Origin of the sequence: Acinetobacter sp. YH12112 (assembly GCF_013418945.1) — a bacterium.
Taxonomy (GTDB): Bacteria; Pseudomonadota; Gammaproteobacteria; order Pseudomonadales; family Moraxellaceae; genus Acinetobacter; species Acinetobacter indicus.
Map to the genome: position 1 here is coordinate 25,793 of NZ_VPBA01000013.1, position 25,185 is coordinate 50,977.

Sequence of the window (25,185 nt, forward strand, 5' to 3'; positions counted from 1 at the left end):
CTTCAGTACTTCCATATTTACGCTAGAGCTTGCAAAATATCTAGCTAAATTTCAGTATAGATTGTGATAATTGCGTAATCTATTTTTTGCTAACAGAAACATATAATTGGATGGAATTATGTCCACAGGTAACACGACTCCTCGCGAAATTAAAAAATCCTCAAAACTCGAGCATGTATGCTACGACATTCGCGGACCTGTGTTACGAGCGGCCAATGAAATGGAAGAAGCCGGCCATAAAATTATTAAACTGAATATTGGTAACCCCGCCCCCTTCGGCTTTGAAGCCCCGCAGGAAATTATTAACGATGTGGCGCTGAACCTGCCAAATGCAGTCGGTTATACCGACTCCAAAGGGATTTTCCCGGCACGTAAGGCTATTTGCCAGTATTATCAGCAAAAAGGCATTTTTGACCTGCACGTTAATGATGTCTATATCGGCAATGGCGTGTCTGAGCTAATCGTAATGGCCATGCAAGGCCTGCTGGATGATGGCGATGAAATGCTGATTCCAATGCCGGACTATCCACTATGGACGGCGGCGGTCAATCTATCGGGTGGTACGGCCATTCACTATAAATGTGATGAAGAAAATCACTGGTATCCAGATCTGGCCGATATGGAAAGCAAAATCACACCCAATACCCGCGGTATTGTGATTATTAACCCGAACAACCCGACCGGTGCAGTTTATCCACGTCATGTGCTGGAACAGATTGTCGCGCTGGCAAAAAAATATGATCTGATTTTATTTGCCGACGAAATTTACGACAAAATCGTGTATGACGGCATTGAGCATGTGTCGGTTGCAGCCCTGGCTGGTGATCAGCTGTGTATTTCATTCAACGGTTTATCTAAAGCCTACCGTATTGCCGGCTACCGTTCTGGCTGGATGGCCATTACTGGCGACCGTTCACGCGCAGCCGACTATATTGAAGGTCTGGACATGCTGGCCTCTATGCGTCTGTGTGCCAACCATCAGGCGCAATATGCGATTCAGACCGCGCTTGGTGGCTATCAGTCAATTAATGACCTGATCCGTCCGGGTGGCCGTCTGTATGAACAGCGCAATATTGCCTGGGAAATGCTGAACGAAATTCCGGGTGTGTCTTGCGTCAAGCCAGAAGGTGCGATGTACTGCTTCCCGAAACTGGACCCAAATGTCTACGCCATTGAAGATGATGAAAAACTGATGCTGGATTTCCTGAAAGCCGAAAAAGTGCTGCTGGTTCAAGGCACCGGCTTTAACTGGCCAACCCCAGATCATTTCCGTGTGGTGTTCCTGCCAGCTGAAAATGAATTACGTGAAGCGCTTAGCCGTTTAGGCCGTTTCCTGGCGAAAATCCGCTAAGCTGAAATACAATAAAAAAGCCGTGATCAATTCACGGCTTTTTTGTGCAAACGAGAAAGATTAAAGCGATTTCAGCGGATTGCCGTATTGCTGTAAATAGGCCTGCCCCAGCGCTTCCGAACCTTTAAAACTGAGATGATCATCATCCTGATTTCGGTACAGCGGCGTTCCCTCGACACTTAAATCACATTGCTGCGCATCACACAGCACCTTGGTCGGCTCGACCACAATCAGTTGTGGATACTGCTGCTGCAATTCGCTCATCCACTGATAAATTGGTGCATTGCTCTGCTGGAATTCCTCTGCCGACACCGCGCATTCACGCTCAATCCCCAGCCATTCACGGCGTAATGAACAATTGGCCTGATCCGGATCAATCACCGGAACATCCATCAGCATCACTACATACTCGCTGCTGGCCAGTGCACTATCCACCGCAGCCTGTAAACCGGCAAAATAACTGTCTAAATGATTCGCGACCTGACTGTCCTCTTCTGCGCTCGGATGCAGATCATGCCCGGCATCCAGATACTGGCTAAAGGCAGCTGACATCACCACAAACTGATAATGATGCTGTTTTAAATGCGCCTCAATTGCGTCATTGCGGGCTTGAAAGGCAGCCACTTCATGCTCACCACGGCCACGCTGGACACCCGGTAAATAAATAGTGGTGTCCTGAGTGCTGTCATAACCGCGCAGTCCAGCATCTTTGGCCCAGACATCCAGCAGTCCGGTATAGCTGTTGGCATGTGAATCACCAATCAGCATAAAATCAATCTGCGGTTTTTCCACACCCAGCACACAGTCTTGCGGATTGGCCAGCGTTTCAGGATTGGGAAAGCTGTGACATTTCTGCCGGATGCCATGCGCAAACGAATTTAAGGCTGCCATCTGGTTTTGCACTTGCGGACTTAGCCGCTCCGGAAAACCCTGATGCTGACTGACCAGCTGCGCCACGCCAATAAAACAGAGCGCCGGCGCCACAAAACCGCTCAGAATGACCTTGTAATTGGCAGCCATCACAAAACCTTTGCTCGGCTGTTCAATATAACGATAAGTCAGATAGGCCAGCGCGATACTAAGCAGCACCATAGCCAGCTGATAACCGGCATTAACCGGCAGCATATAGATACTGAACAGTACAATTACCGGCCAGTGCCATAAATATAAAGGATAGGAAATTTTGCCCATCCAGAGGCTAAAACGGTTGGTCAGTACCACATTCTGCGACTGCACGCTCTGGCCGATATAAATAATCAAGGCCGTTGCCAGACATGGAATCAGCGCCATTGCGCCCGGAAATGGTGTGGCATGATCCAACCACATTGCCGTGCCTAACAACAGCGCCAGACAACTCCAGACCAGCGTTTGCGCCAGCCATTTTGACCATTTTATTTGTGGCAAAAAGCAGATCAGCGCACCCAAGAGCAGTTCAAAGGCGCGGACCGGCATACTGTAATAGGCTTTCTCGGCATTCACGCTCAACTGCTGCTGCGCATACAGCAACGACATGAGAATAAAAGATCCGACCATCAGCAGACCCCATTGCCGGTTACTTCTTTTCATAAAGCACAGCAGAATCAGCGGCCAGAAAATATAGAACTGCTCTTCAACGCCCAACGACCATAAATGCAGCAGCGGCACTTCATTGACACTCTGACTGAAGTAATCACCGACTTCACGCTGCATATAAATATTGGCCATCAGAAACGTGGCATAAAAGACACTGTCGAAATAACGACTCAGCTCATCGGGCAGCATCACCTGCCAGGCCACCAGACTCACCACACTCAGTACAGTAAAATAGGCCGGTGCCAAACGCACCACCCGCTTTTTATAAAAGCGACCGATTGAGAAAGTCTGGTTCTGGATTTCTTTGCTTAAAATCAAGGTAATTAAATAGCCCGAAATCACAAAGAAAATATCGACGCCAATATAACCACCGGGGAAAATAGACAGGCCAATATGATTAAAAATCACCAACAGGACGGCAATCGCTCTTAAACCGTCAATATCGGCGCGATAGGCAAAACTCATGAACGTGCAGGGGAAAATTGAAACGTGGCTTATTGTAGACCTTTTCAGTCAAAGATCAATTTTGGATACACAGCGACGACAACATGCTTTCAGGCTATACTGGGCATTATATTATGTGGGGGTAAGGGATGAGCAACTATAAAGTGCATCTGCTGGATATTGAGAACCAGTTACAGAATTATATTTGGCTGCTGGAACATAGTACATCCAGAGATGTGATTGTGGTCGACCCCACCGAAGCCGAACCGGTGGAACAGTATTGCCGTGAACATGGTTTAAATTTAAGCCAGATCTGGCTGACCCACTGGCATAAAGACCATATTGGGGGTGTGCCAGAACTGCTGCAATCCCGCAATATTCCGGTCTATGGCCCGCGCGAAGAGCTGAGTAAAATCCCGTTTATCACCCACCCTTTGCAGCATGAAGCCCATTTTAAATTTCATGATCTGCAGGTGGATGTACTGACAGTTCCCGGCCATACCCTGGGGCATATTGTGTACTTTATGGATGCCATCGATACCCTGTTTTGCGGTGATACCCTGTTTGCGATGGGCTGCGGCCGGGTTTTTGAAGGCACCTTTGAGCAGATGTATCACTCTTTAAACCGTCTGGCGGCATTACCAGCGCGCACCCAAGTGTACTGCACCCACGAATATACCCTATCCAATGCCAAATTTGCCCTGCATGTTGAACCGGATAATCTGGCGCTACAACAGCGTTATCAGCAGGTGGAAGATTTACGCCTGCTAAATCAGCCGACCTTGCCAAGTACCATTGAACTGGAACTGCAGACCAATCCTTTTTTACGGGTGGACAGCGTCGAAGAATTCCAAAAATTACGTGAAATGAAAGATAATTTTTAAAGCGGTTTAACCGGTTTATAACAGCTGGTGACTGGCCGCATACGCATCCAGCTCGGTCTGTGTCACCACACGTACCGCATTCATTTCATCAATGCGTACCAGCAGTAAGCCGCCCAACGCTGGTTGATAACGACGCGCACTGCCAAATGGAGTGTAGGCCACCTGCGATTGTTCGGTAAAGACCAGCCAGTCTTCATGGCCTAGCATTACCGCCACCGGGGTTTGGCCCTGTTGCTGCATCTGTTGAATGGTCTGCTGTACGTCAGCTTCAATAGTATTTGGCGTCATCTTACTCACTCCTGTGGCTGTACTTTATGATACCCGATCTCCAGGCCCGCTATGGCTTAAAATAAAGCCATCAATCACTCAGCGTATGCAAATTATAGCCGGCAGATCGCTACAACTTTTTATCTCGCGCCGGGCCGAGGTTGTAAGAAATACTTAAAGATGTGTTGTCATCAATATTTAACAAATTATTTCAAGCCGGCTTAAATAGCCCATAGATAATGTTGAAAATTTAGAATAAAAATACATCAAATATATCAATCAATTAATTTAAAATTTGCTTAAAATTCTGCCGCTTTATTCATCAATACATGTTTTTCAGGCGCTCAAATTCTGTCTTTTTTGCTGCAAAAATCATCAGTCTCAATATTTTTTGACACATTCTTGAATTTTGCCCTTTAAAAAATCTTGATATAACCATATCTATACTTTATTGAAGATAAGGGAGTACACTCGTGAAAAAAGTGGTAAAAGCTAAAAATTTAATTGCCTTTCGTATTTGGTTAGAAAAACTGGGATATTCAGTCAAAAATTTAGCCGATGGCCGTGGTTTTACCTTTAGTTTTAAAAAAGAATATGGTCTGGTCACTGGTGAACTGGCCGGCAATGCACTAGCCGTACAACTCGGTGAAGAATTTGAGGACCACTTAAAAGCCTGAATTCGTTTACGCACTCTTTGATCGAGAAAAATAAAGTGTTCTCATAACTTGAGCCCGTTGAACCGTCTGTTCTGCGGGCTTTTCTTTGGGCGAGATAAAAGCCTGACAAAATAACAGGCAATAAAAAAGCAGGACATCTGCCCTGCTTTTTCAGAATTTGGTGGGGATGAAGAGACTCGAACTCTTACACCTTGCGGCGCTGCGACCTGAACACAGTGCGTCTACCAATTCCGCCACATCCCCATATAAAGATGCCAATTTTTTGAAGAAATACTCAAGCTGGCCGGTTCAACAAAAGAAGCGAGGAGTTTAACCTTGCTGATTTTGAGTGGTGGGGGCGGAGAGACTCGAACTCTCACGCCTCGCAGCGCTGGAACCTAAATCCAGTGCGTCTACCAATTTCGCCACGCCCCCATACCGGGTACCAACTTAATGCTGGATTTCTCAAAATTCTGGCAGAGGATCAAGGATTCGAACCTTGACGAACGGTTTTGGAGACCGTCATGCTACCATTACACCAATCCTCTGTTACCTAAAATCAAGCTCACTTGATAATTAAGTGGTGGGGGCGGAGAGACTCGAACTCTCACGCCTCGCAGCGCTGGAACCTAAATCCAGTGCGTCTACCAATTTCGCCACGCCCCCGATGGCTGTGTATATTATAGAGATCACTTCCCGATGACAAGCCCTTTTTATGAAAAAGCCACTTGTTTGTTTAAATAAAAAACAAAAGCCTCTATTTGGGTTTTTTCTTAAGCATTTTCAGTGCTTAACAGCGTTTTTAAGGCAAAAAAACTGACTTCTCTCTGGCTTTTTTGTTTGTTGAGCATCACCTCAAGCAAGTCTTGAAAGCCCAAATACGCTGCGGGTAACTCAATTTTAAGCTGCTGACAATGCAAATAGGCCCAATCCTGATAGCTTTTGGCCTGTAAACGGCGCTGAGTCAGCCATTCATAGATAATAATCCCCAATGCATAGAGATCACTGGCCAGCGTTTTGGCTTCACCATGAAATAATTCAGGTGCCATATAGCGTGGTGTGGCGGTCATATTGGACATTAGCGGATCATCTATGGCCTGCAACTGCTCAAAATCAATCAGTTTGACCTGCCCTGTCCATTCGCGCCAATGTTCGACTTTTAAATCTGCATGTAGATAGCCCAACCGTGTTAGCTGTTCCAGACTGTCCAGTACCTGTAGCAAGCGTGTTTGAATCTGGCTTGGGCTAAATTGTGAGGGTGCTAAAGTAAAAAACGCCGGCGCATCTGGCACAATCAGATAATCCTGAAAAGTCTCCTGCTGAATGCACAGCATTTCGGTATTTTGACTACAATAGAATGGCAGTAAAAAATCCGGTGCATCTGCCTGCTGAAACTGGCGATAAAAATCCAGCTCTCGGCAAAAACCTGCGCTCAGTTGCGGATGCGCATCCCTCTGCTGGGCTTTCAACCAGTATACAGATTGCCCTTGTTGAAACTGAAACAGACGCCGCCCCATCTTGAAGCTTTGCGGCTTGGTTTTTAACTCAAAACAATAGTGTTCAAGTTCAGCCGGACTAAACGGCAATAAATTCGGATTTGGCGTGTTCAACGGGGTTCTGCTGATATTCTAAAAGTTCCAGACAATGCTGAATGGTTTTACCCACGCGGGCATGGGTTTCAATCATGGAGATTTTTGGCCAGGTGGCGCGTTCACCTTCGCGTTGCAGCAATCGGAACAGGTGTGGACGCGGATTTTGCAACATATAGCTATAATGACGCCAGCCATATTTGCCAACAATATTCACATCACCATAATAACGCTGATCGACAATGCCATGGCCATGATCGAGCAGACGGCGTACCGCCGGCACACCACCGACACGTTCACGGGTAAAGTCCATAATCCCCTTACTAATCACTTTGCCTTGACGGCGCACAATGCGCTCCGGCCAGCTCAGCATATCTTTACGGAAACGCTCGGCATCGGTTTGCATAAACGGCACCACATGCGGATTGACCTGACTGGCAATGGTGTAATTCACATTATACAAACGCGCCATTTTTTCCTGCGGGAAATCACTACGCACACTGCCATCGACCCAGCGGGTTCTGCCCATATAGGGTGTATGTTCACCATCCTGCCGTTTACTGGTTAAACGCACCGGCGGAAACAGCACCGGCACCGCACAGGAAGCCAAAGCCGCACTCCAGACCAGCAAATCTGGCGAGGTATAACTGTTCATGATGCGTGCTTCCTGTGATGCATCATACGGTGCGACTGCAATATTGATATGCAGCCCGGACACCTTAAAGGCTTCTTCAAAGGTGACATCACCCAGGTTGGTGAGCAGGAATTTTTTTAGATAGCGCACATCGGCAATACCGCCATTGCCCTTTAAAATGTCTTCCCAGCGGCGAAAATGAAAAGCTTCAGTAAAGAACGATTCGCCATTTAAAATGTGCATCATCTCCGATGGTTTAGAAATGCCAAGCATGGCGGTCATAATCGCCCCAGCACTGGAACCGGACAGCACTTGCGGCATCAGGTCACGCTCGAGCAGCGCCTTGCACACGCCGGTATGAAACAGACCCAGGGTTGCCCCGCCTGAAAACATAATCGCCGGCTGGCCATAGGCCACCTGACAGTTTTTAAAAAATTCGATCTTTTCCTGAGTACTGAGTAAATGGCATTCTTTGGATGCAATAAAGGCCAGACTGTTGCTGACTTCTTCAATATAATCTTCAATAATTTTTTTGGTGCCGACATAGGTCGCGGTAAACAGCATCGGATGGGCAATATTGGCCACATCATAGGTCAGGCCTTCACGCAGAATATACATCAGGTCGCTGGTGCGCTCTGCCAGGCGGTAACGGCGTAATAAATTCAGACGATGGGCAATAATTTCAGCATCAAAATACGGCGAGGTGTTGTCATACTTCCATTCCTGCGCCCCCGATTCTTCATCTATTTTTAGTGCCAGATTTTTCCATTCTTCGTAACTCTCGGCATGTTCTATTTTTCGTTTTAATTTTTTGATCCGATAGGCCTGATGAGGATTAATGTCCTGGCTAAACTCTTTAAACAACATAGCTTCCCTCTGCGCTTCGCTGAATAGGCGCTGATCTGTCGATGTCTCCTAACTATGCAGAAATTTCAGACATTCTTCAATTGCATAATTCATGTTTTCATTGCTAAATCATTTCGCCTTGGTATACAGTCGTTTGTGCACCCGATAATCTTTTGACCTAGACCGAAAAGCTGAATAATCATGGCGCATATTGATTTACCCGATAATATTCTCACCTCGCTTGCAACCGTTTTACAGCAGCTCCAGCAACATTTGCCTGAACTCAAGCAAGCCACCGATTTTTCTGCATCGGCATTTAAATGGCAGGATCAACAGTTAAAAGCCATTTACCAGCCACGAAAAATCTATCTGGAAGATTTAAAAGGCATTGAAAAACAAAAAGAAAAAGTAATTCAAAATACCTTGCAGTTTTTAAAAGGCTTACCGGCCAATGATGTACTGCTTACCGGTTCACGTGGTACCGGAAAATCTTCCATTGTGCGTGCCCTGCTAACCGAGTATGAAGCACAAGGGTTACGGTTAATTGAAATTGAACGTGATGATTTATCGGATTTGCCTGAAATTCAGAAGCTGATTGCAGATCGGCCGGAAAAATTTATTGTCTATTGTGATGATCTGGCCTTTAACGCCGAAGATGAAAATTATCGTTCTTTAAAAAGCGTGCTAGATGGTTCATTACAGTCCGGTTCAAGTAATTTTGTGATTTATGCCACCAGTAACCGCCGGCATTTATTACCTGAGTTTATGCATGAAAATACACCGGTAACACGGGTAGATGTGCCGCAATATACCGAGCTGCATCCACAGGAAGCGATTGAGGAAAAAATTTCGCTGTCCGATCGTTTCGGGATGTGGCTGTCGTTTTATCCAATGGATCAGAATCTGTATTTAGAAATTGTCGAGCATTATCTGCAAAAGGCGGAGATGGAGCTCACCGCTGAAGCGCGTGCCGAAGCTTTACGCTGGTGTCAGGCGCGTGGGCAGCGTTCTGGTCGTGCCGCTTATCAGTTCTCGAAGCACTGGATTGGGGCAACTCAGTTGAATAATCTGGAACAATAGAAAATTCAAAAGATCAGGCTCAACGTAAATATCGCTTTGGGCCTTCTTAGATTCGCATTTGAAGTGCAACACCATGTTGTTGCCATAATACCTGACTCGGACTTTTAAAGCCGAGTCTTTTATCTTGTGTATCATGCAATTTTTACTCTGAATCTACTAAATCAAACCATCTAAATCAGCAAATGCATCGCGGTCCCATAGATATGTAGAACCTTGAGATTTTTACCTTCATTGCTAACATCTTCAGCAGTAATGCATTTTGCTCTCATATGTTCATCAAACTGACAGACTGGGTTCTGATCATAAACATTGAGTAAAATCTATGGATATTGCATTGGGTGAATATCTTTTAATGCCTCTTTAAACAAGACTCGACCAATCCTACGCTTTTATGCAGCTTTCAATACATATAACGCTATAATTTTGGCAATGCCTTTTGCTTCACTTAGCGAAACATCAATAAAGCCCTGAATATGCCCTGCTCCTTCTGTAACCAATAGAATATGGTTATTGAGCTTGAGCACCTGCAATCATAAAGCAAGCCGTGTATCTAGCTTATATTCCGCCAAAATAGGTAGATAGAGCATCTGCTGACAGGTTTCTTGCCCGCTCTGCACATGCGCTTGTGCAATAACTGCCACATCTTCAATTGTCGCAGGACGAATCATTCTTGATCCCTTTATCATTCATTTTATTTTTAAATTCTCCAATACTTCTTTGAAAAACACTATCTTATTAATCAAAACCTTGAAACTAAACATGATACATAGATTTGCCATTCCTCATAAAATGAGTTGACAGATAAAAGCTGAATACTGTGCTACTGGATATAACTTAGTGAATATCACAGCTAAATTGTGTTGGTCGCACTTCAACTTGTTCAGCATCACAGTGAACATTTACTATTACGTCATCACCAATACCAATACATGCATTACTTAAGACCCATAAATTATTTGTATAAAATTGCCAATTTCCTTCACCACGACAACGATACTGTACCTGCTTCAAACGGCAATCCGAATACACGTGATCTGGTCGTGTTGCACGTCCAACTACACCCACCAAATGCACACGTGGACGCCCTGAACTCCCACAACGAAGTGCACCTACACTGGTTCCATTACGTACTGCATTACGATATTGTAATAACTCAATTTTCTTTCTTGCTTCTTGCTCTTCTTTCTCGACTTGAGCCAGTTTACGTTTAAGCTCCTTTTCTTTTTCACTTAAACTTAACTGTTCTTTTTTAATTTCTGATTTTTTTTGATCATTATTTTTAATTACTGAATCAGTATTCTCACCTCTTGCCTTACGCGCTGCGTCTGCAAGATCCACCATTTTTTGAGCTTCTGCTGTCCGGTGTTTACCCAACAAATCGACCTGTTTTTGAATTTCTTTTTGTTTTACCGAGTTTTGATAAGTTTCACCATAGGTTCGCCCCCACTCTCCAGAAGGAGGTCCAATCATTACATATTCTGCAGAAAGACCTGTGGTGGTAAAGAACGATATATAAATTAAATATTTCTTCATTTGAAAATCAAAAAATCAAGCTTTTAAGTTGTATTTATATATTACCTAATACTGCTAAAAAAAGAAAAATACTAATCTTTAAAGTAGAGGAGTTTTATTTTAAAATAAAACGATTTATTTATTTGGCTTTTTATACATGAATTACCTAAAGTCTCTGACTATTATGTCCAGCTGTTTTTTATTTACAACACCACTTATAGCAGCAGAGCAAACTGTAGCAAATGCACAAAAATTTTTAACGATTATATTACCAGACAAAGGTATCCAATCTGGAGATTTAAAAAAATATTTTTCAGATATGGCTGATGAGCATGATGGATCAGCACGACTCGAAGGCTATAGTAAAATTACCAACGTAACTACTATTGATCGTTGTATTAGCAAAATAAATTATGATAATAATAGCTTATCTTTGAGAGTTTATCATGGTGGTTCAATGGTTGAACCGGTAGTATCCCTAAGACCTGACTTACGACTAGGGAGTACCGAAAATGGAATTGATTGGGGAAAGGTTTTAGAAGTTAAACAATCTAAAGAACTTGTTTCTATACGCTTAAAAAATAATGAACCATACACTATTTTTTCATTAGGAAGTGAAGATATAGCGACACGTGTAAACTATGCCATGACATTTCTTAAGCAAAAATGTGATCCAGCGAATGGAACAGGTTTTTAAGTTTAAAAGGCACTATGTTAAACATAGTGCCTTTTTTACTTATAACACACCTGGTGCACTGAAATTATATGAGCGTCGTGTAGGAGCAGGTGCTTGATAAATCGGAGGTGCAGTATATACAACTGGCTTAGGCTTATCATAGTTTATTTTACAAACCCAATAGGTTTGTTGAATATTTGAACATATACAACCTGAAGTAGTCGAACCACGTTGAATTTTCTCATCAGCTTGATTACATGCTTTACTTCTGTCTGCACCCACCCCTTTTGATGTATAATTGTATGCTTGGGTTTCAAAGCTAACAATAGCAGACAAACCAAGACCTAAAATAAAAAAATATTTAGATATATTCATTTAAACTACTCTAATCTTTGCTTAAAAGCGAAGATAACCAATAAAAACACTCACTCTCCCTATTTTAATTTTATTCTATTTATTTAAAACCATAAATGATCAAAAATAAGACAAATAAAAAATATTTTTTATTTGTACACTTTTATAAAAAATTAAATTTATTCTTAATTCCGCCTATCATAGAGCGGGATTCCTATATGATTAAACCATTTTACGGTATCTGTAAGAAAACACTTACTATGGCAGAGTCAAAATAATTTATTATTTGTTGAAAATTTCTACTCAATAAAACCAAGACAATAAAAAAGAGGCTTTCCGCCCCTTTCCTATCTATCTTTAAACCGCTTCAGGATTTTTTAACTCCGTCATCGGCCAACGTGGCGTTGTGGTTACCGCCAAGCCATCCTGCTGCCCTGCTTTCAAACGCTGATAACCGGCAAAGGCAATCATGGCACCATTATCGGTACACAGCGCAGGCTCTGCATAATAAACCGTGGCTTTAATCTTGGCTAAATCGGCTTCCAGACGTTCACGCAAACGCTTGTTGGCACTCACGCCACCAGCAATCACCAGACGTTTTAAACCGGTCTGTTTTAATGCTTTCACCGATTTTTTTACCAAAGTATCTACAATCGCTTCCTGGAAACTGGCGGCAATATCGGCATCACGGTTTTCATCACCGAGTTTTTTCATCTGTACCGAAACGGCAGTTTTTAAACCACTAAAGGAAAAGGTTAAATCCTGATGCAGCATCGGACGCGGGAAAGCAAAAGCATTCGGATCACCCTGCTCGGCCAGTTTGGCAATATTCGGCCCACCCGGATACGGCAAGCCCATCATCTTGGCCACTTTATCAAAAGCTTCACCGGCCGCATCGTCAATTGACTCACCCAGCAGTTCATACTGACCAATGCCATACGCGGCCATCAGCTGTGAATGCCCCCCTGAAACCAGAAGTGCAACAAATGGAAATTCAGGCGGCGTTGCAGACAATAACGGTGCCAGCATATGCCCTTCCATATGATGCACGCCAATCGCAGGTTTATTTAAGGCAAATGCCAAGGTACGGCCAAATAGAGCCCCGGTCATCAAGGCGCCCATCAGGCCCGGACCGCGGGTATAGGCCACGGCATCAATATCCGATTTTTTCACACCGCTTTGCTCAAGCAGTTCGTTCATTAATGGAATCAGTTTACGCACATGGTCCCGTGAGGCCAGTTCTGGCACCACGCCGCCATATTCGGCATGCAGTTTGATCTGGCTATACAGCACCTGTCCGCGTAAACCCAACTCACTGTCGTACAGCGCGAGTCCTGTTTCATCACACGATGTTTCTAAGCCTAAAACGATCATTAAACTGCCTATAACCTGTATCAAATTTATTGCGGGAACTATTATAGACTTGTGATATGAGATGTAAATGAGTAAAATACTGACCTTCACTTGTGATCGAGGGCAATTCGGCCCCAGATCTTATCCATAACTTAATGAGGATTCTTCATGCCACAAGTTAAATTGAAAGAAGGCGAACCAGTAGACGTAGCTATCCGTCGTTTCAAACGTTCTTGCGAAAAAGCAGGTGTTTTAGCTGACGTACGTAAGCGTGAATTCTACGAAAAACCAACTCAAGAACGTAAGCGCAAAAAAGCTGCTGCTGTTAAACGCTACCAAAAGAAATTGGCGCGTGAATCAGTACGTACTACTCGCCTTTACTAAGATTAATTTGTGATTGACTGCCTGGATTAAAACATGACTACTTTAAAAAGCCAGATTACTGACGTTTTGAAAGCGACAATGCGCGCTAAAGAAATGGACAAGTTAACGGTCATTCGTAGTCTACAGGCGGCAATTAAGCAAATCGAAGTCGATGAGCGCAAAGAGCTTGACGATGCTCAGGTTCTTGCGGTCATTGAAAAGCAAATTAAACAACGTAAAGAATCGGTTAAAGCCTTTGAAGGTGCTGGCCGAGAAGATTTAGCTAGTAAGGAACAAGCCGAAATTGAGGTGTTATCTCAGTTTCTACCAGAAGCTATGACTGAGGAAGAACTTGATTCCATCATTGCGCAAACGATTGCAGCGCAAGAAGCTACTAGCATGAAAGATATGGGTAAGGTGATGAATTCTCTGCGTCCGCTCATAGCCGGGCGCGCCGATCCTGCACAAGTATCTGCCAAAATTAAAGCCAAATTAAGCTAATTCAAGTCAGGCATACGCCTCACTTCCTCCCCGAACAGCATCAACAGCTGTATCAGTTTATTTTCCCGAAAATAAAAAAACTGCCTAAAGTTTTAAGCAGTTCTTGAGTCACTTCTATCAGTGTGCACAATTGACCTGATATTTTTTCAGCATCTGCATTTCTTTAGATGAATACACCTGCTGGGCCACATCCTGCTTGGTCATGTTGCGATATTGCGGATCCAGATAGGCACGGTTTTCATCTGCAGCGCTATACAGCTGATCAATATAATTCTGCACAATGCCACAAAACTGCTGTTGCTGCGCCGGACTAAAACCCGATTGCTGCGGATTCAAGCCCTTTAAAAACTGCCGGGTCTGCTGCTTATAACTCTGGTTAATCTGCTCAACCGCCAGTACATACTGCTCCACACTTGCTGCCTGGACCACAGACAGACTCCCCCAGAGCAATACGCCCATCCATAATTTTTTCATCGCGTTATTTAAAATCATTATTTAGCCAGGAGCCGGAATTCTAGCATTTTAAACCCCATGCCTTATAGAGGTTTCCAGCAGACTGACTTGCAAAAACTGCGGTTTTCGATGTGCAAAAGCCTGCTCGATGGGTGCCGGCACATAGCCTTCAGTCACCGTTCCCAAACGCAAACGCAGAACCCCCGGTAAATCTAAACGGTAAGAATAAATCGGGCTACCACATTCCTGACAAAACACCCGCGCCTTATTCGGACTGTGAAAATATTCTTTTAAATATTGCTGTCCGCGTACAATTTGAAATTTGGATTGATCAATCGGGCTATTCCAGCCCAGCATGGTCCCCTGCGCACGCTGGCAATGCTGGCAAAAACATAAAATGGTCTTTTCCAGCTCGGCCTGATAATGGTAATACACCAGCCCGCATAAACATTGTCCCTGTAACATCATTATTCTCCTTATTGTTGTTATGATTTTTCATGCTGTTAAATTTTGAGCTGTCGTTCCCGCTGCATTTCTGTGGTACGTGTTTTCAGTTTGGCAGTCATGGCCTGATTGTCTTTGGCCAGACGCTGGGCATGCAGCAAGGATTTAATCGCTTCTTCCTCCCATCCAGACCAGTATTGCAGTTCTGCACGATAACGCAATACATTCACCGTGCGTAATGGCGAACTACGATCAATATTGGCGGCCTGCTGCATCAAACGCCAGGCACTTAAATCACGCTCATTCCGGTTCAGGAACTTTTGCACCAGTGCCTGTGCTTCAGCCGGCTGATTCTGCCGGATCAGCACTTCAGCCAGCTTGTAATTCAAGGCCCGATTCTCCGGCATAATCCGCGCAGGTGAACTGATCACTTTATAAGCCTCACTCAGCTTATTCTGCCCTAAATAGATGTCAGTTTGAATTAAACTAATAAGATGATGTAAACGGCGATGATTTTTGGCCTGGTCCAGGGTTTGCTGTGCCAAGGCATAATCTCCCTGCCGGGTATAAAAAGCCGCTAAAGCCAGTTGTGCAGCAAAGTTGTTACGGCTGGCCAGCACCTGCAATTGCTGCTCTGTCGCCTGATTGGATACCACCAAGGTGTACTGTTTTAAAATATCAAATTCTTCATCACGTAATGATGATTTCACCCGTGGCAACTGGTTGGCACGTAAACGCGCTTCACTCATCCGTTCTGTGGTTAGTGGATGGGTAAACCAGAAATCTGGCAGGAAACTGACCCGGCTGGTGGCACGATGCATTACCTCAAAAAAATCGGCCATGCTTTGCGGGTTATAACCGGCGGTATACATATATTGCATGCCAATCCGGTCGGCTTCACGTTCCTGATTACGGCTATAGGTCAGCTGCTTATCCATTAATGCAGCCTGTGAACCCATCATTACGGCAGCACCGGCATCACCATCGGCCTGGGATGCTACCAATGCACCCACCAGCACACCTGCTAGTGCCAGCAGACCCTGTCCCTTAAAAGCTTCCTGTGAACGGCTATAATGACGCTGGGTCACGTGGGCAATTTCATGCGCCATCACCCCGGCCACTTCATCCATATTACGCGCAGAAGTCACCAGACCGGTATTTAAGGCAAATAGACCGCCTGGCACGGCAAAGGCATTAATTTGCGGATCATTAATAATGAGCAGACCAATGGGCTGGCCCATTTGGGTCTGGCTGAGCAGATGCGAGAAGACCGAGAACAGCTGGTCTTCCAGCCACGGATTTTGCGCCACCGGCATTTGACGCTGCACTTCACGATAGACTTTTTCACCAATCATGCGTTCTTTTTGCTGATCGATCAGCCCCACCCCTGCGCCAATTTCTGGCACATTAAATTGTGGTGAAGTGGTGAAGTTTACCCCATGTGTCGAAGTGAATGCTGTAAGCAGGCCTAAACTGCCTGCTAAAAACAACCGTTTCAAATTGCCGTTCTCAAATTATCTGCTCGTGTCTTGAATATAGCATTCAATATCGAAGAAATATGCAACGAAGTGTTAGGAAGTTTTACGCAAATCCGCCATTGACCGCATAGCCCGGCTGCCGGCCTTCCAGCACATCCACCAGATTTTTATAGGCCAGCCAGGCCATTTTTTTACGGGTTTCTGCCGTCGCCGAACCAATATGCGGCAAGGTCACCACATTGTCCAGATTAAAGAGCTCCGAACTTTGCAGCGGTTCTTTTTCATAGACATCCAGACCGGCCGCAAAAATTTTCTTCTGTTTCAGCGCGTCAATTAAAGCCTGTTCATTGACCACGGAACCACGGGCAATATTCACAAATACCGCATGTTTTTGCATCAGCTCAAATTCACGCACACCAATTAAAGCGATCGAGTCGGCGTTTAAATCCACCGCGACCACCACAAAGTCCGACTGTTGTAGCAGCTCATCCAAACTGTGATATTGCGCATTTAAGGGCTGCGCCTGCGCCAGATTTTCACGGCGGTTATGGTACAGAATATTCATGTTAAAGCCATAACGCCCACGACGGGCAATGGCGGCACCAATATTACCCAGACCAATAATCCCTAAAGTTTTACCATGAATATCCTGACCGAACTGGGCCGGGCCAACGGTACGTTTCCATTCACCCTGTTTGGTCCAGCGATCCAGATAGGCCAGCTGACGCGCGGCTCCCATTAACAGACTAAAAGCCAAATCAGCAGTGGTTTCGGTTAACACATGCGGTGTATGGCACAGATAAATCTTTTGCTCAGTCAGATAGTCCACATCATAATTGTCATAACCGACACTGATACTGGAAACCACTTTAAGACGGCGCGCACCCGTCAGGTTAGAGGCATTGAGCAAACGCCCCGCACCAATCATGCCATCAGCATCTTGGACATGAGTACGAATCTGCTCATTAACATCACCCAGTTTCGGGCTAATTTCTACCACATCATACTGCTGTTTCAGCTGGCTTAAAACGTCCTGATCAACCTGACTAAATGCGATAACTTTTTGTTTCATTCCTGATCCGTCATGTGTTTTTTATCTTGCATAGCCTGCCATAGCTGTTTTTTCAATAGCGGCTGTTCTAGCATCTCGGCCAAAGCGGGCAATGCTGTAGCTTGCGTTAACTGTACATGAGGCAATTGACCCAACACAATGATCTTTTTCTCCAGTGCAATCGCATCCAGAAAACCTTGTACATATACCGAAACCGCTCGACCATCTTGCAGCTCAGGCAAAGCAAAAGGCCAATTCAGCTCAAAAAATTCTGCCTGTGCCGCACGCTGGATATTGCGCCATAACTGTTGCTGCGACTCATTGATGTGGGTGGCATCCAGCACAATCGTATATTGTTCTTTAACAATGGCTTGTAGATGAAATGCATCAATCTGTAAGGCGGGCTGCACTTCCACCAGGGCTGCAGGTGTGACAGGTTCTGCCGGGCTTTCTACTGGATTTTCTTGCGGAGAGACTTGTGGTTCCGCAACAGGCTGTCTAAGCTGTAAGGCAATATCTTGAGGTACTGTCGCCGCGACAGCTGCCGGCATGACAATTTCAGTCAGCAGTTCTGCCGGGGCCTGATCGCGCCATAAGGAAGATGCGGGTAAATTTTGAGATGCAGCATCTCGGGGAATCCATATATCAATTCCCAAACTTGCCAAAATCTCATGTTGATGCCCAATCATCTGCTATCGTCACTTATGTCCATAGGGCTATTCTAGCCGGATTAGTCCGGTTTTGCTGTGCTTTCTGCATCCAGTCATATCAAAGCTGCTCAATGATGATGACACGATCCACCTACCGCACTCAGAAATAGAGTCCTTAGATAATCATTAAACTGTTTTTCTTCTGCATACGCTCGACCATTTCTTCGGTGGCAAAGCCTAAACGCCAGTACAGCAGCTCCAGTACATCCAGCTCATCCTGAGTGATAATCCGGTCATTCCACAAACAGGCTTCAGCAATACCCAGAATACTTAAACGGTCACGCAACAACAGCCCGGCCATATCATTCAGAATTTCTGCCAGATCAATTGGCTCATCGGAAATTTCTTCATACAGCGACATTTCATACGGTGTCAGTACGCGCTGTAAAATTTTTTCCCGCACTTCCAGCTGGTTGCCGCTATTGATTTGCTGCACATGCAGCAAGGCATCAATTAAACGTACAATTTGCGGTTTAACTTCATCCAGCGCCGTCGGGGTATGTAGCGGCAGCAGGTTCAACTCGGATTTGACCCGCTCCAGCAGCAAGGCATCCAGCAGTCCAATTTCCCCATCTTCCTGAATAATTTTGGCCAGCTTGGTCAAAAACTGCCGCGCGATACTGGCCGGCATACCGCCAATATTCTGGCAGGCTTCCAGAAAAATGGAGATATGCACCCGACCATCCAGATTCAACAAGGCATCGACAATGGCACGGCTGACTTCTACTTCAGGCGGAATAAATTCGCGGTATTGGCGAATCATTAAAATTGCCATCATCACCTCACGCGAACCAGTGGCCGTCTGCAAGGCACGCTGGATCAGTTCCGGACGCGGCATATTACGGCGGATTTCCGGTTTCAGCGGCTTGATTGCATCTTTAATGGCAAAACTAATCGGGGATAACCGCAATAAAGGCAAAGGTTGCGGCGAACTCCACGGTGCATAATATTCACCATTGACCTCTTCCAGTGAACGAAACAGACCAAACCAGGGCTGACTGCGCAGCTTTTTTAAATTTTCCAGTTGTAGATCCTGCACCAGTGCCGGATTTAACTCATAAATCCGCGCATCAATACTCGGATGGATATTCAACCAGCTTTGCGGACTCAGCGAGTTGGCAAAACACATATGCGCAATTGATTCCGAATATTCACTGTGAATTTGCGAACCGGCATGGTGCACATAAATCCTGAGCAGGGTTTGAATATTGGCATTGTTCTGGATTAAACGTTTGGTTTTCAGGTCGTTTTTAAAGGTACGCCCGCTCAGGTTTAAATATTTAATAAAACGGGTAATCAGCATGCCTAAGCTGCCAATCAGCCAGATCATGCCGCCCAGTGCAACAAAAGGCGTGGCAGGTGCATAAGCGGTGTTGTAATACTGCTTGCCAAAGCCGAGTTTGGCCACTTTACTGCCCCACTGGCTAAACGTGGTCAGGCTGCTGTAGAGAATTTTCAGCTTGGTATTTTCCGCAGTTTCACCACTTAAAATTTGATGAAACTCATGACTGAGCAAGCCATACAGTTCCTGCTCATCCAGGTTTTGCAAGGCGCCCCAGGTCAGAATAATCGCAATATCGCGTGGATAAAAACCGGCGGTCAGTGCATTTACCCCGACCTCATCCGGCAGGACATACAGCGCCGGTGTATCAATCGCGAAGGTATCGGCCAGCTGTTCGGTAATTTTTAAGGCAACACTTTCTTCCGGCGTGCTTTCAATCAGGCTTAAACGACGTGCACACAGCTGCTTGGCCAGTGAGTGGCCGCCAGAACGGAAAATATATAATTCAATGGCAATGGAAATGCCCATTAAAGACAGCAGTACCGCGACCAGATAAGGACTTAAGCTATGCCAGTAAATGGACTGCGAAGCATCAATATAATGCACCAGCAACCCCAGTACAGTATTTAAAATAAAAATTGTCAGGATGACCGCAAGCAGACACAGGCTTGCAGACCACATCATATTCTTGTTTTTAATAAAGTAGTAACCTACATCTTTCAATGTAAATTTCCTTAAATTACATTGTCTTTAGGCGACATCATAAATGAAAAAAGCGGGAATTTCCCGCTTTTCCTGCCAGTTTTACAAGAATTATTCTTCTTTCAAACCGGTCAAATCTACCGATGCAGCATCAATATTCACATCGATATAATTGTCTTTTTTCTTTTTGGCTGTATCGCTGCGTTTTTGCTGAAGATTATCCAGATAGGCTTCATCAATACCGCCAGCAACATAGACTCCATCAAACACCGAGCAATCGAAATTATTGACTTCTGGCACTTTATGGGTGCGTACTGCAGCTTTTAAATCTTCCAGATCCTGGAAAATCAGACGGTCAGCACCAATAATTTCACGAATTTCTTCGACGCTACGGCTAGAGGCAATTAGCTCAGATTTAGCCGGCATATCAATACCATACACGTTTGGATATTTCACCATTGGCGCCGCTGAAGCGAAAAATACGCGTTTGGCACCAGCATCACGTGCCATCTGGATAATTTCGTTACAGGTGGTACCACGCACAATCGAGTCATCTACCAGTAACACGTTCTTGCCTTTAAATTCCAGCTCAACCGGGTTCAGCTTTTGACGTACCGATTTTTTACGCTGCTGCTGACCTGGCATAATGAAGGTACGACCGATATAACGGTTTTTCATAAAGCCTTCACGGAATTTAACACCTAAGGTGTTGGCCAGTTCCAAGGCCGAAGTACGCGAAGTATCTGGAATTGGAATCACGACATCAATATCGTGTTCCTCACCCCATTCACGCAGAATTTTTTGCGCCAGCTTCTCACCCATTTTTAAACGGGCTTTATAAACCGAAATACCGTCAATGGTCGCATCTGGACGCGCAAAATACACATATTCAAAAATACATGGATGATATTCAGATTGTGCCGCACACTGCTGGGTAAACATCTGGCCGTTAGAGTCAATGAAGATGGCTTCACCCGGTGCCAGGTCACGCTCGACTTTAAAGCCCAGGGCCGTAATTGCCACCGATTCAGAGGCAATGATGTATTCCATGCCTTCATCGGTTTCACGCGAACCGTAAATTAACGGACGAATCCCATGCGGGTCACGGAAGCCCACAATCCCTTGACCGGTCACCATGGCCACCACGCCATAAGCCCCTTTACAACGCTCATGCACACGCGTTACCGCATGGAAGATATCTTCTGCTGCCGGCTCCAGCTTGCCGCGTTTTTGTAATTCATGGGCAAAAACGTTTAACAGTACTTCTGAATCTGAATCGGTATTCATGTGACGTAAATCGGTCTTGAACAGGTCTTCATGAATTTCTTCGGCATTGGTCAGGTTACCGTTATGCGCCAAGGTAATACCGTACGGCGAGTTCACATAAAACGGCTGCGCTTCTGCACTGCTAGATGAACCTGCCGTCGGATAACGCACATGACCAATCCCGTAGTTGCCCAGCAAGGCACGCATGTGACGGGTATGGAATACATCACGCACCATGCCATTGTCTTTACGCAAGAACAAGCGACCTTCATGGCAAGTGACAATCCCAGCTGCATCTTGTCCCCGATGTTGTAACATCGTTAATGCATCAAACAACATTTGGTTAACAGGTGATTTACCAGCTATACCAACTACTCCACACATAGCAACCTCGCAGACCAGCTAGGATTAATAAAAAGGATTATTCGTTGACTCATCTGCGCCCTTTCGTTCAGGTTCAGATGAAGAACCAGAAGATTTCGGAGCATCTTCTGATTTGATGTGCTGTAAAGCCTCATTGGCGGCATCTTTGGACATTTGTGTGGCCCAAGGCGCATAAGGTAAAAGGGTTTGAATAAATTTGGACTGTTTCCAGTGCGGCGAACTTTCGACCCACGGCCCAATGCCCTGAATGGCAATTAGCACAATCAGCAGACCTTTGAGGGTACCAAACGCACCACCGGCTAAACGATTTAATGGGCCCAGTTTCAGCGATTTCAAGATGCGGTTTAATAATGCGCTCACCATCCAGGTCAGCACCACAATCACCAACACAATAAAAGCAAAGGCCGCAATTTTCTGAACCACCGGATCAGCACTGAGAGCGGTCATTGAAGGCGCTAGAACGGAAGCATATTTTGCCGCCACAATCAGGGCAAAAATCCAACCGACCAAGTTCGCAAAGGCTTTAATAAATCCTTGACGCAAACCGTTAAGCCCTCCAATGAGCAGAATAATCAGTATAAAGATATCGATGGCGTTCATGACTTTAAAGTGCGTCTACACAATCTTTCACAAGTTCCGGGCCAGTATAGACCAAACCGCTATACACTTGTACCAAAGTTGCACCGGCATTGCGTTTCGCAACTGCCTGCTCACCTGAAAGAATACCACCAACACCAATTAAAGGAATTTTGCCCTCTAAAGTTTTGGCAAAGGCTGCCAGACACGCGGTACTCTTTTCAAATACTGGCGCACCCGATAAACCACCGGCTTCATCGCCATGTGGCAAATTCTCTACCCCTTCACGAGACAAGGTGGTATTAGTCACAATTAAACCATCAATTTTAAATTGCAGTAATTGCTGGGCAATAAATTCAATATCGGACAGTTCTAAATCTGGCGCAACTTTCAGCACCAACGGTACATAATGCTGATGCTCTTCGGCCAACGCCAACTGACGCTGTTTCAAGGTTTGCAACAGCTCGGTCAGGGCATCGCCGCTTTGCAGACTACGCAAATTCTTGGTGTTTGGTGATGAGATATTGACCGTAATATAAGAGGCGTAATTATAAACTTTTTCTAAACAGATCAGATAATCATCAACCGCTTTTTCTACCGGAGTATCGGCATTTTTACCAATATTAATCCCCAGTACGCCTTTAAATTTGGCGGCCTTGACGTTTTCAATCAGCTTATCGACGCCATCATTATTAAAGCCCATGCGGTTAATAATGGCTTTGGCCTGCGGTAAACGGAACAGACGCGGATATGGATTACCGGCTTGCGGACGCGGGGTGATGGTACCAATTTCAATAAAACCAAAACCTAGAGCGGCCAGTGCATCAATATAGGCACCATTTTTGTCCAGGCCTGCAGCCAGACCTACCGGATTCGGGAATTCAATACCCATACAGGTGACCGGTTTTGCTGCCACCTGCTGACGCATCAGGCCCATTTTATGACCTGATTTTAATAAAGATAATGTGAGCTCATGTGCACGCTCCGGTGCCAAAGAAAACAACAAAGGGCGGGCAAGAGAATACAACATATCGGCAAAAGTCTACGGCTTTTTAAGTCGGCCTATTATAGGCCCAGATTGTTGAAAACACCATGCTTGACCATTGTTTATTTTTACCGGTTATTGCACTGTCGCCGTTAATTTAATCTGCCCGGCATCGGAAATTAATTCCATTTTTTCAATGCTTAATCCCATTTGTGCCAGCTGGGTCAGGAAATTGGCCAGCACAGAATATTGTGCATGACTGCTTACAATTTGAATTTTTTCACCCGACTGCTGCGATGCCACCGATAAACCCTGCTGCTGTGCCACGCGCTGTACTTTTTCCAGACTGCTGAGCTGTACATCCCCGGCCGGCTTCATGGTCACGGCGTTGCTTTGCATCCACACCACCAGATCTTTTAAGGTATTGAGCCGTTTTTGCTGCTGATCTGCTGCGCCGTGCATATACCACAGCGCCGATCCGACGGCGGCCACCAGCACAAAAATACCGGTAAAAATCACCATGATCCGTTCACGCAAGCTCAACGTATCTAAATAGTCATTTAATTTTTCCAGCGACTGATCCCAACGCTGCTGAATTTTTTCTACTGCTTTCATTATTGTATTTTCACCAGTCCGATTGCGCCGTTGGCGGCCGGTTGAATATTACCTAGCTCGACCTTAAAGCCTTGCTGGTTTAATTGCTGGGTCAATGCCTGCAAGCTGGCTGCGGAACTGGCCTGCAATTCCATATTCAGACTGGACAGATCATAATTGACCCGTCTGGCCACAATCTGATTCTGCATCAATACCGGCCCGATCCGACTGAGCAGCTGTAAGGCCTGGGTATCGGCAGTCTGGCTTTGTTTTAACTGATATTCAAACTGGCTTTTAATATTTTGTTCGGTGACCGGATAGTTTTGCCCAAACCAGTATTTAAACTGATCAATCGCCTGCACCGCGGTCTGATTCGCGACTTTTTTATACTGATACCAGCGCGTGGCATCATAACTGAACTGCACCACCAGAATCCCCAAAAATACCGCAGCACAGGCTTTCCAGTAACCCGAAATGCCCGATTCACTTTTGGCTTTGGGTAAAATATTAAAAGGATGCTGTTTGGCTTTTTTCAGCACCGGCACTTCATAATGGAAGGAGCTTAACTGCTCATGCGTGCTGATGGCCTCAATACTGTGCATCTGTTCGGCGGTAAAATTACTGATCTGATAACGCTGTTCAGGCGCCTGATAATCCAGAAATAAAGCCAGATCATCGACCGAGCTGCCCAGATATTCATTTTCACGTACCAGCAACCGGCCACAGACATTGGCCAGCACAATATGCTCAGGCTCCGGCACCGGCAGCAATAAAAAGTCCGGCAATAAGGCCGTGACTTTGACCGGTAATAAAGCCAAAGCATGTTGCAAGGTTTCGACATGACTTTGCGCCACACCAAGTAAAGTCAGGCGGTCCGGCTGCTGAAAATGATGCAGCACTTTCATGGCATCAATTGGCAATACCACAAACTCTTCTAGCAGGAATTTAATCCCCTCTGGCCCCAGCTGCTTGTATTGGGCCTTGTTCATCTGCTGTTGCAGCATCTGTATATCCCGGCTCGGGAAATACACCACTGCTTCTTCACCCTGATGAAGCTGTATCGCCTGAATCAGGTCTTCAAGGGTATTGGCCTGAACCCAGTACTCCCCGCTCGACCATTGCCAAACCCCATTGGCTTCCGGCATCCATATTTGCAACATTGTTATTGTACTGCCATG

General features: G+C 45.3%; 27 protein-coding genes and 4 tRNA genes. 7 read left to right on the top strand and 24 right to left on the bottom strand.

The features are described from left to right. The first annotated feature begins 118 nt into the window (after positions 1–118). Positions 119–1,351, top strand: coding sequence for a pyridoxal phosphate-dependent aminotransferase (locus FTU50_RS06665; protein WP_005177173.1), 1,233 nt, complete (start codon positions 119–121; stop codon positions 1,349–1,351). A 60-nt stretch (positions 1,352–1,411) separates the two neighbouring features. Here FTU50_RS06665 and FTU50_RS06670 read toward each other — a convergent pair whose 3' ends face one another. Then, complete coding sequence (locus tag FTU50_RS06670) at positions 1,412–3,388, bottom strand: acyltransferase family protein (RefSeq protein ID WP_180054808.1); 1,977 nt, start codon at positions 3,386–3,388, stop codon at positions 1,412–1,414. Between the two features lie 128 nt (positions 3,389–3,516). On the opposite strand from FTU50_RS06670, the gene gloB reads away from it, so the two are divergent. After that, a complete protein-coding gene (gene gloB / locus FTU50_RS06675) occupies positions 3,517–4,251 on the top strand; it encodes a hydroxyacylglutathione hydrolase (RefSeq protein WP_180054810.1) in 735 nt (244 codons plus the stop codon). Between the two features lie 15 nt (positions 4,252–4,266). Here the strand turns inward: gloB and FTU50_RS06680 are convergent, their stop codons facing one another. Further along, the gene (locus tag FTU50_RS06680; RefSeq protein WP_005177167.1) at positions 4,267–4,539 is read right to left on the bottom strand and encodes a hypothetical protein; all 273 of its coding nucleotides are present in this window, start codon (positions 4,537–4,539) and stop codon (positions 4,267–4,269) included. Between the two features lie 452 nt (positions 4,540–4,991). On the opposite strand from FTU50_RS06680, the gene FTU50_RS06685 reads away from it, so the two are divergent. Further along, positions 4,992–5,195, top strand: a complete 204-nt coding sequence (locus FTU50_RS06685) for a hypothetical protein (protein WP_005177162.1) — start codon at positions 4,992–4,994, stop codon at positions 5,193–5,195. Between the two features lie 158 nt (positions 5,196–5,353). Here FTU50_RS06685 and FTU50_RS06690 read toward each other — a convergent pair. From FTU50_RS06690 to FTU50_RS06715, 6 genes are all read right to left on the bottom strand, one after another. Then, positions 5,354–5,438: transfer RNA gene (locus FTU50_RS06690), tRNA-Leu, on the bottom strand. A gap of 86 nt (positions 5,439–5,524) precedes the next feature. Continuing rightward, a tRNA-Leu gene (locus FTU50_RS06695) sits at positions 5,525–5,609 on the bottom strand. A gap of 39 nt (positions 5,610–5,648) precedes the next feature. After that, positions 5,649–5,722, bottom strand: a tRNA-Trp gene (locus FTU50_RS06700). 33 nt (positions 5,723–5,755) lie between these two features. Continuing rightward, positions 5,756–5,840, bottom strand: a tRNA-Leu gene (locus FTU50_RS06705). A 107-nt stretch (positions 5,841–5,947) separates the two neighbouring features. Next, positions 5,948–6,784, bottom strand: coding sequence for a protein kinase (locus FTU50_RS06710; protein ID WP_180054812.1), 837 nt, complete (start codon positions 6,782–6,784; stop codon positions 5,948–5,950). After that, positions 6,750–8,264, bottom strand: a complete 1,515-nt coding sequence (locus tag FTU50_RS06715) for a DUF3336 domain-containing protein (RefSeq protein ID WP_005177157.1) — start codon at positions 8,262–8,264, stop codon at positions 6,750–6,752. Before FTU50_RS06715 ends, FTU50_RS06710 begins: the two co-directional genes overlap by 35 nt. A gap of 180 nt (positions 8,265–8,444) precedes the next feature. Between FTU50_RS06715 and FTU50_RS06720 the strand changes: the two genes are divergently transcribed. After that, the gene (locus FTU50_RS06720; protein WP_168405100.1) at positions 8,445–9,323 is read left to right on the top strand and encodes an ATP-binding protein; all 879 of its coding nucleotides are present in this window, start codon (positions 8,445–8,447) and stop codon (positions 9,321–9,323) included. A 389-nt stretch (positions 9,324–9,712) separates the two neighbouring features. Here FTU50_RS06720 and FTU50_RS15535 read toward each other — a convergent pair whose 3' ends face one another. The 3 genes from FTU50_RS15535 to FTU50_RS06730 all read right to left on the bottom strand — a co-directional run bounded on the left by FTU50_RS15535 (position 9,713) and on the right by FTU50_RS06730 (position 10,856). Next, positions 9,713–9,847, bottom strand: coding sequence for a hypothetical protein (locus FTU50_RS15535; RefSeq protein WP_257222781.1), 135 nt, complete (start codon positions 9,845–9,847; stop codon positions 9,713–9,715). 6 nt (positions 9,848–9,853) lie between these two features. Further along, positions 9,854–9,991, bottom strand: coding sequence for a hypothetical protein (locus tag FTU50_RS06725; protein WP_157797501.1), 138 nt, complete (start codon positions 9,989–9,991; stop codon positions 9,854–9,856). A 166-nt stretch (positions 9,992–10,157) separates the two neighbouring features. Continuing rightward, the gene (locus tag FTU50_RS06730) at positions 10,158–10,856 is read right to left on the bottom strand and encodes a hypothetical protein (protein ID WP_141667070.1); all 699 of its coding nucleotides are present in this window, start codon (positions 10,854–10,856) and stop codon (positions 10,158–10,160) included. Positions 10,857–10,992: 136 nt separating this feature from the next. Between FTU50_RS06730 and FTU50_RS06735 the strand changes: the two genes are divergently transcribed. After that, positions 10,993–11,532 carry a hypothetical protein gene (locus FTU50_RS06735; RefSeq protein WP_074382963.1) on the top strand — a complete coding sequence of 180 codons (540 nt, stop codon included), beginning with the start codon at positions 10,993–10,995 and terminating at the stop codon, positions 11,530–11,532. 39 nt (positions 11,533–11,571) lie between these two features. Here FTU50_RS06735 and FTU50_RS06740 read toward each other — a convergent pair whose 3' ends face one another. Together FTU50_RS06740 and tsaD are read right to left on the bottom strand one after the other, a co-directional pair. Beyond that, positions 11,572–11,886, bottom strand: coding sequence for a hypothetical protein (locus FTU50_RS06740; RefSeq protein ID WP_141667071.1), 315 nt, complete (start codon positions 11,884–11,886; stop codon positions 11,572–11,574). Positions 11,887–12,222: 336 nt separating this feature from the next. After that, positions 12,223–13,239 (bottom strand): tRNA (adenosine(37)-N6)-threonylcarbamoyltransferase complex transferase subunit TsaD, encoded by a 1,017-nt coding sequence (tsaD, locus tag FTU50_RS06745; RefSeq protein WP_160241428.1) that lies wholly within the window; start codon positions 13,237–13,239, stop codon positions 12,223–12,225. Between the two features lie 147 nt (positions 13,240–13,386). On the opposite strand from tsaD, the gene rpsU reads away from it, so the two are divergent. Together rpsU and FTU50_RS06755 are read left to right on the top strand one after the other, a co-directional pair. Beyond that, complete coding sequence (gene rpsU, locus FTU50_RS06750; RefSeq protein WP_001136722.1) at positions 13,387–13,602, top strand: 30S ribosomal protein S21; 216 nt, start codon at positions 13,387–13,389, stop codon at positions 13,600–13,602. A gap of 33 nt (positions 13,603–13,635) precedes the next feature. Further along, entirely contained in the window at positions 13,636–14,082 is a 447-nt protein-coding gene (locus FTU50_RS06755; protein WP_005177146.1) for a GatB/YqeY domain-containing protein, read from the top strand. Between the two features lie 117 nt (positions 14,083–14,199). Here the strand turns inward: FTU50_RS06755 and FTU50_RS06760 are convergent, their stop codons facing one another. The 11 genes from FTU50_RS06760 to gspL form a co-directional block, all read right to left on the bottom strand. Then, complete coding sequence (locus FTU50_RS06760) at positions 14,200–14,556, bottom strand: hypothetical protein (protein WP_171502426.1); 357 nt, start codon at positions 14,554–14,556, stop codon at positions 14,200–14,202. A 48-nt stretch (positions 14,557–14,604) separates the two neighbouring features. Further along, on the bottom strand, positions 14,605–15,000 hold the full coding sequence (locus tag FTU50_RS06765; protein WP_180045962.1) for a GFA family protein: 396 nt from the start codon (positions 14,998–15,000) through the stop codon (positions 14,605–14,607). Positions 15,001–15,038: 38 nt separating this feature from the next. Beyond that, complete coding sequence (locus FTU50_RS06770) at positions 15,039–16,478, bottom strand: M48 family metalloprotease (RefSeq protein WP_180054814.1); 1,440 nt, start codon at positions 16,476–16,478, stop codon at positions 15,039–15,041. 82 nt (positions 16,479–16,560) lie between these two features. Continuing rightward, positions 16,561–17,529 carry a D-glycerate dehydrogenase gene (locus FTU50_RS06775; protein ID WP_180054816.1) on the bottom strand — a complete coding sequence of 323 codons (969 nt, stop codon included), beginning with the start codon at positions 17,527–17,529 and terminating at the stop codon, positions 16,561–16,563. Next, the gene (locus tag FTU50_RS06780) at positions 17,526–18,197 is read right to left on the bottom strand and encodes a hypothetical protein (protein WP_180054818.1); all 672 of its coding nucleotides are present in this window, start codon (positions 18,195–18,197) and stop codon (positions 17,526–17,528) included. Before FTU50_RS06780 ends, FTU50_RS06775 begins: the two co-directional genes overlap by 4 nt. A gap of 136 nt (positions 18,198–18,333) precedes the next feature. After that, entirely contained in the window at positions 18,334–20,223 is a 1,890-nt protein-coding gene (locus FTU50_RS06785; protein ID WP_104505564.1) for a M48 family metallopeptidase, read from the bottom strand. Between the two features lie 90 nt (positions 20,224–20,313). Then, entirely contained in the window at positions 20,314–21,852 is a 1,539-nt protein-coding gene (purF, locus tag FTU50_RS06790) for an amidophosphoribosyltransferase (RefSeq protein WP_180036627.1), read from the bottom strand. A gap of 24 nt (positions 21,853–21,876) precedes the next feature. After that, entirely contained in the window at positions 21,877–22,452 is a 576-nt protein-coding gene (locus FTU50_RS06795; RefSeq protein WP_016658356.1) for a CvpA family protein, read from the bottom strand. Positions 22,453–22,456: 4 nt separating this feature from the next. Then, positions 22,457–23,458, bottom strand: a complete 1,002-nt coding sequence (locus FTU50_RS06800) for a quinone-dependent dihydroorotate dehydrogenase (protein WP_180054820.1) — start codon at positions 23,456–23,458, stop codon at positions 22,457–22,459. A 90-nt stretch (positions 23,459–23,548) separates the two neighbouring features. Further along, positions 23,549–24,028, bottom strand: a complete 480-nt coding sequence (gene gspM, locus FTU50_RS06805) for a type II secretion system protein GspM (protein ID WP_075175184.1) — start codon at positions 24,026–24,028, stop codon at positions 23,549–23,551. Further along, positions 24,028–25,167 carry a type II secretion system protein GspL gene (gene gspL / locus FTU50_RS06810; protein ID WP_180054821.1) on the bottom strand — a complete coding sequence of 380 codons (1,140 nt, stop codon included), beginning with the start codon at positions 25,165–25,167 and terminating at the stop codon, positions 24,028–24,030. The genes gspM and gspL overlap by 1 nt, the downstream gene beginning before the upstream one ends. Positions 25,168–25,185: the final 18 nt, after the last annotated feature.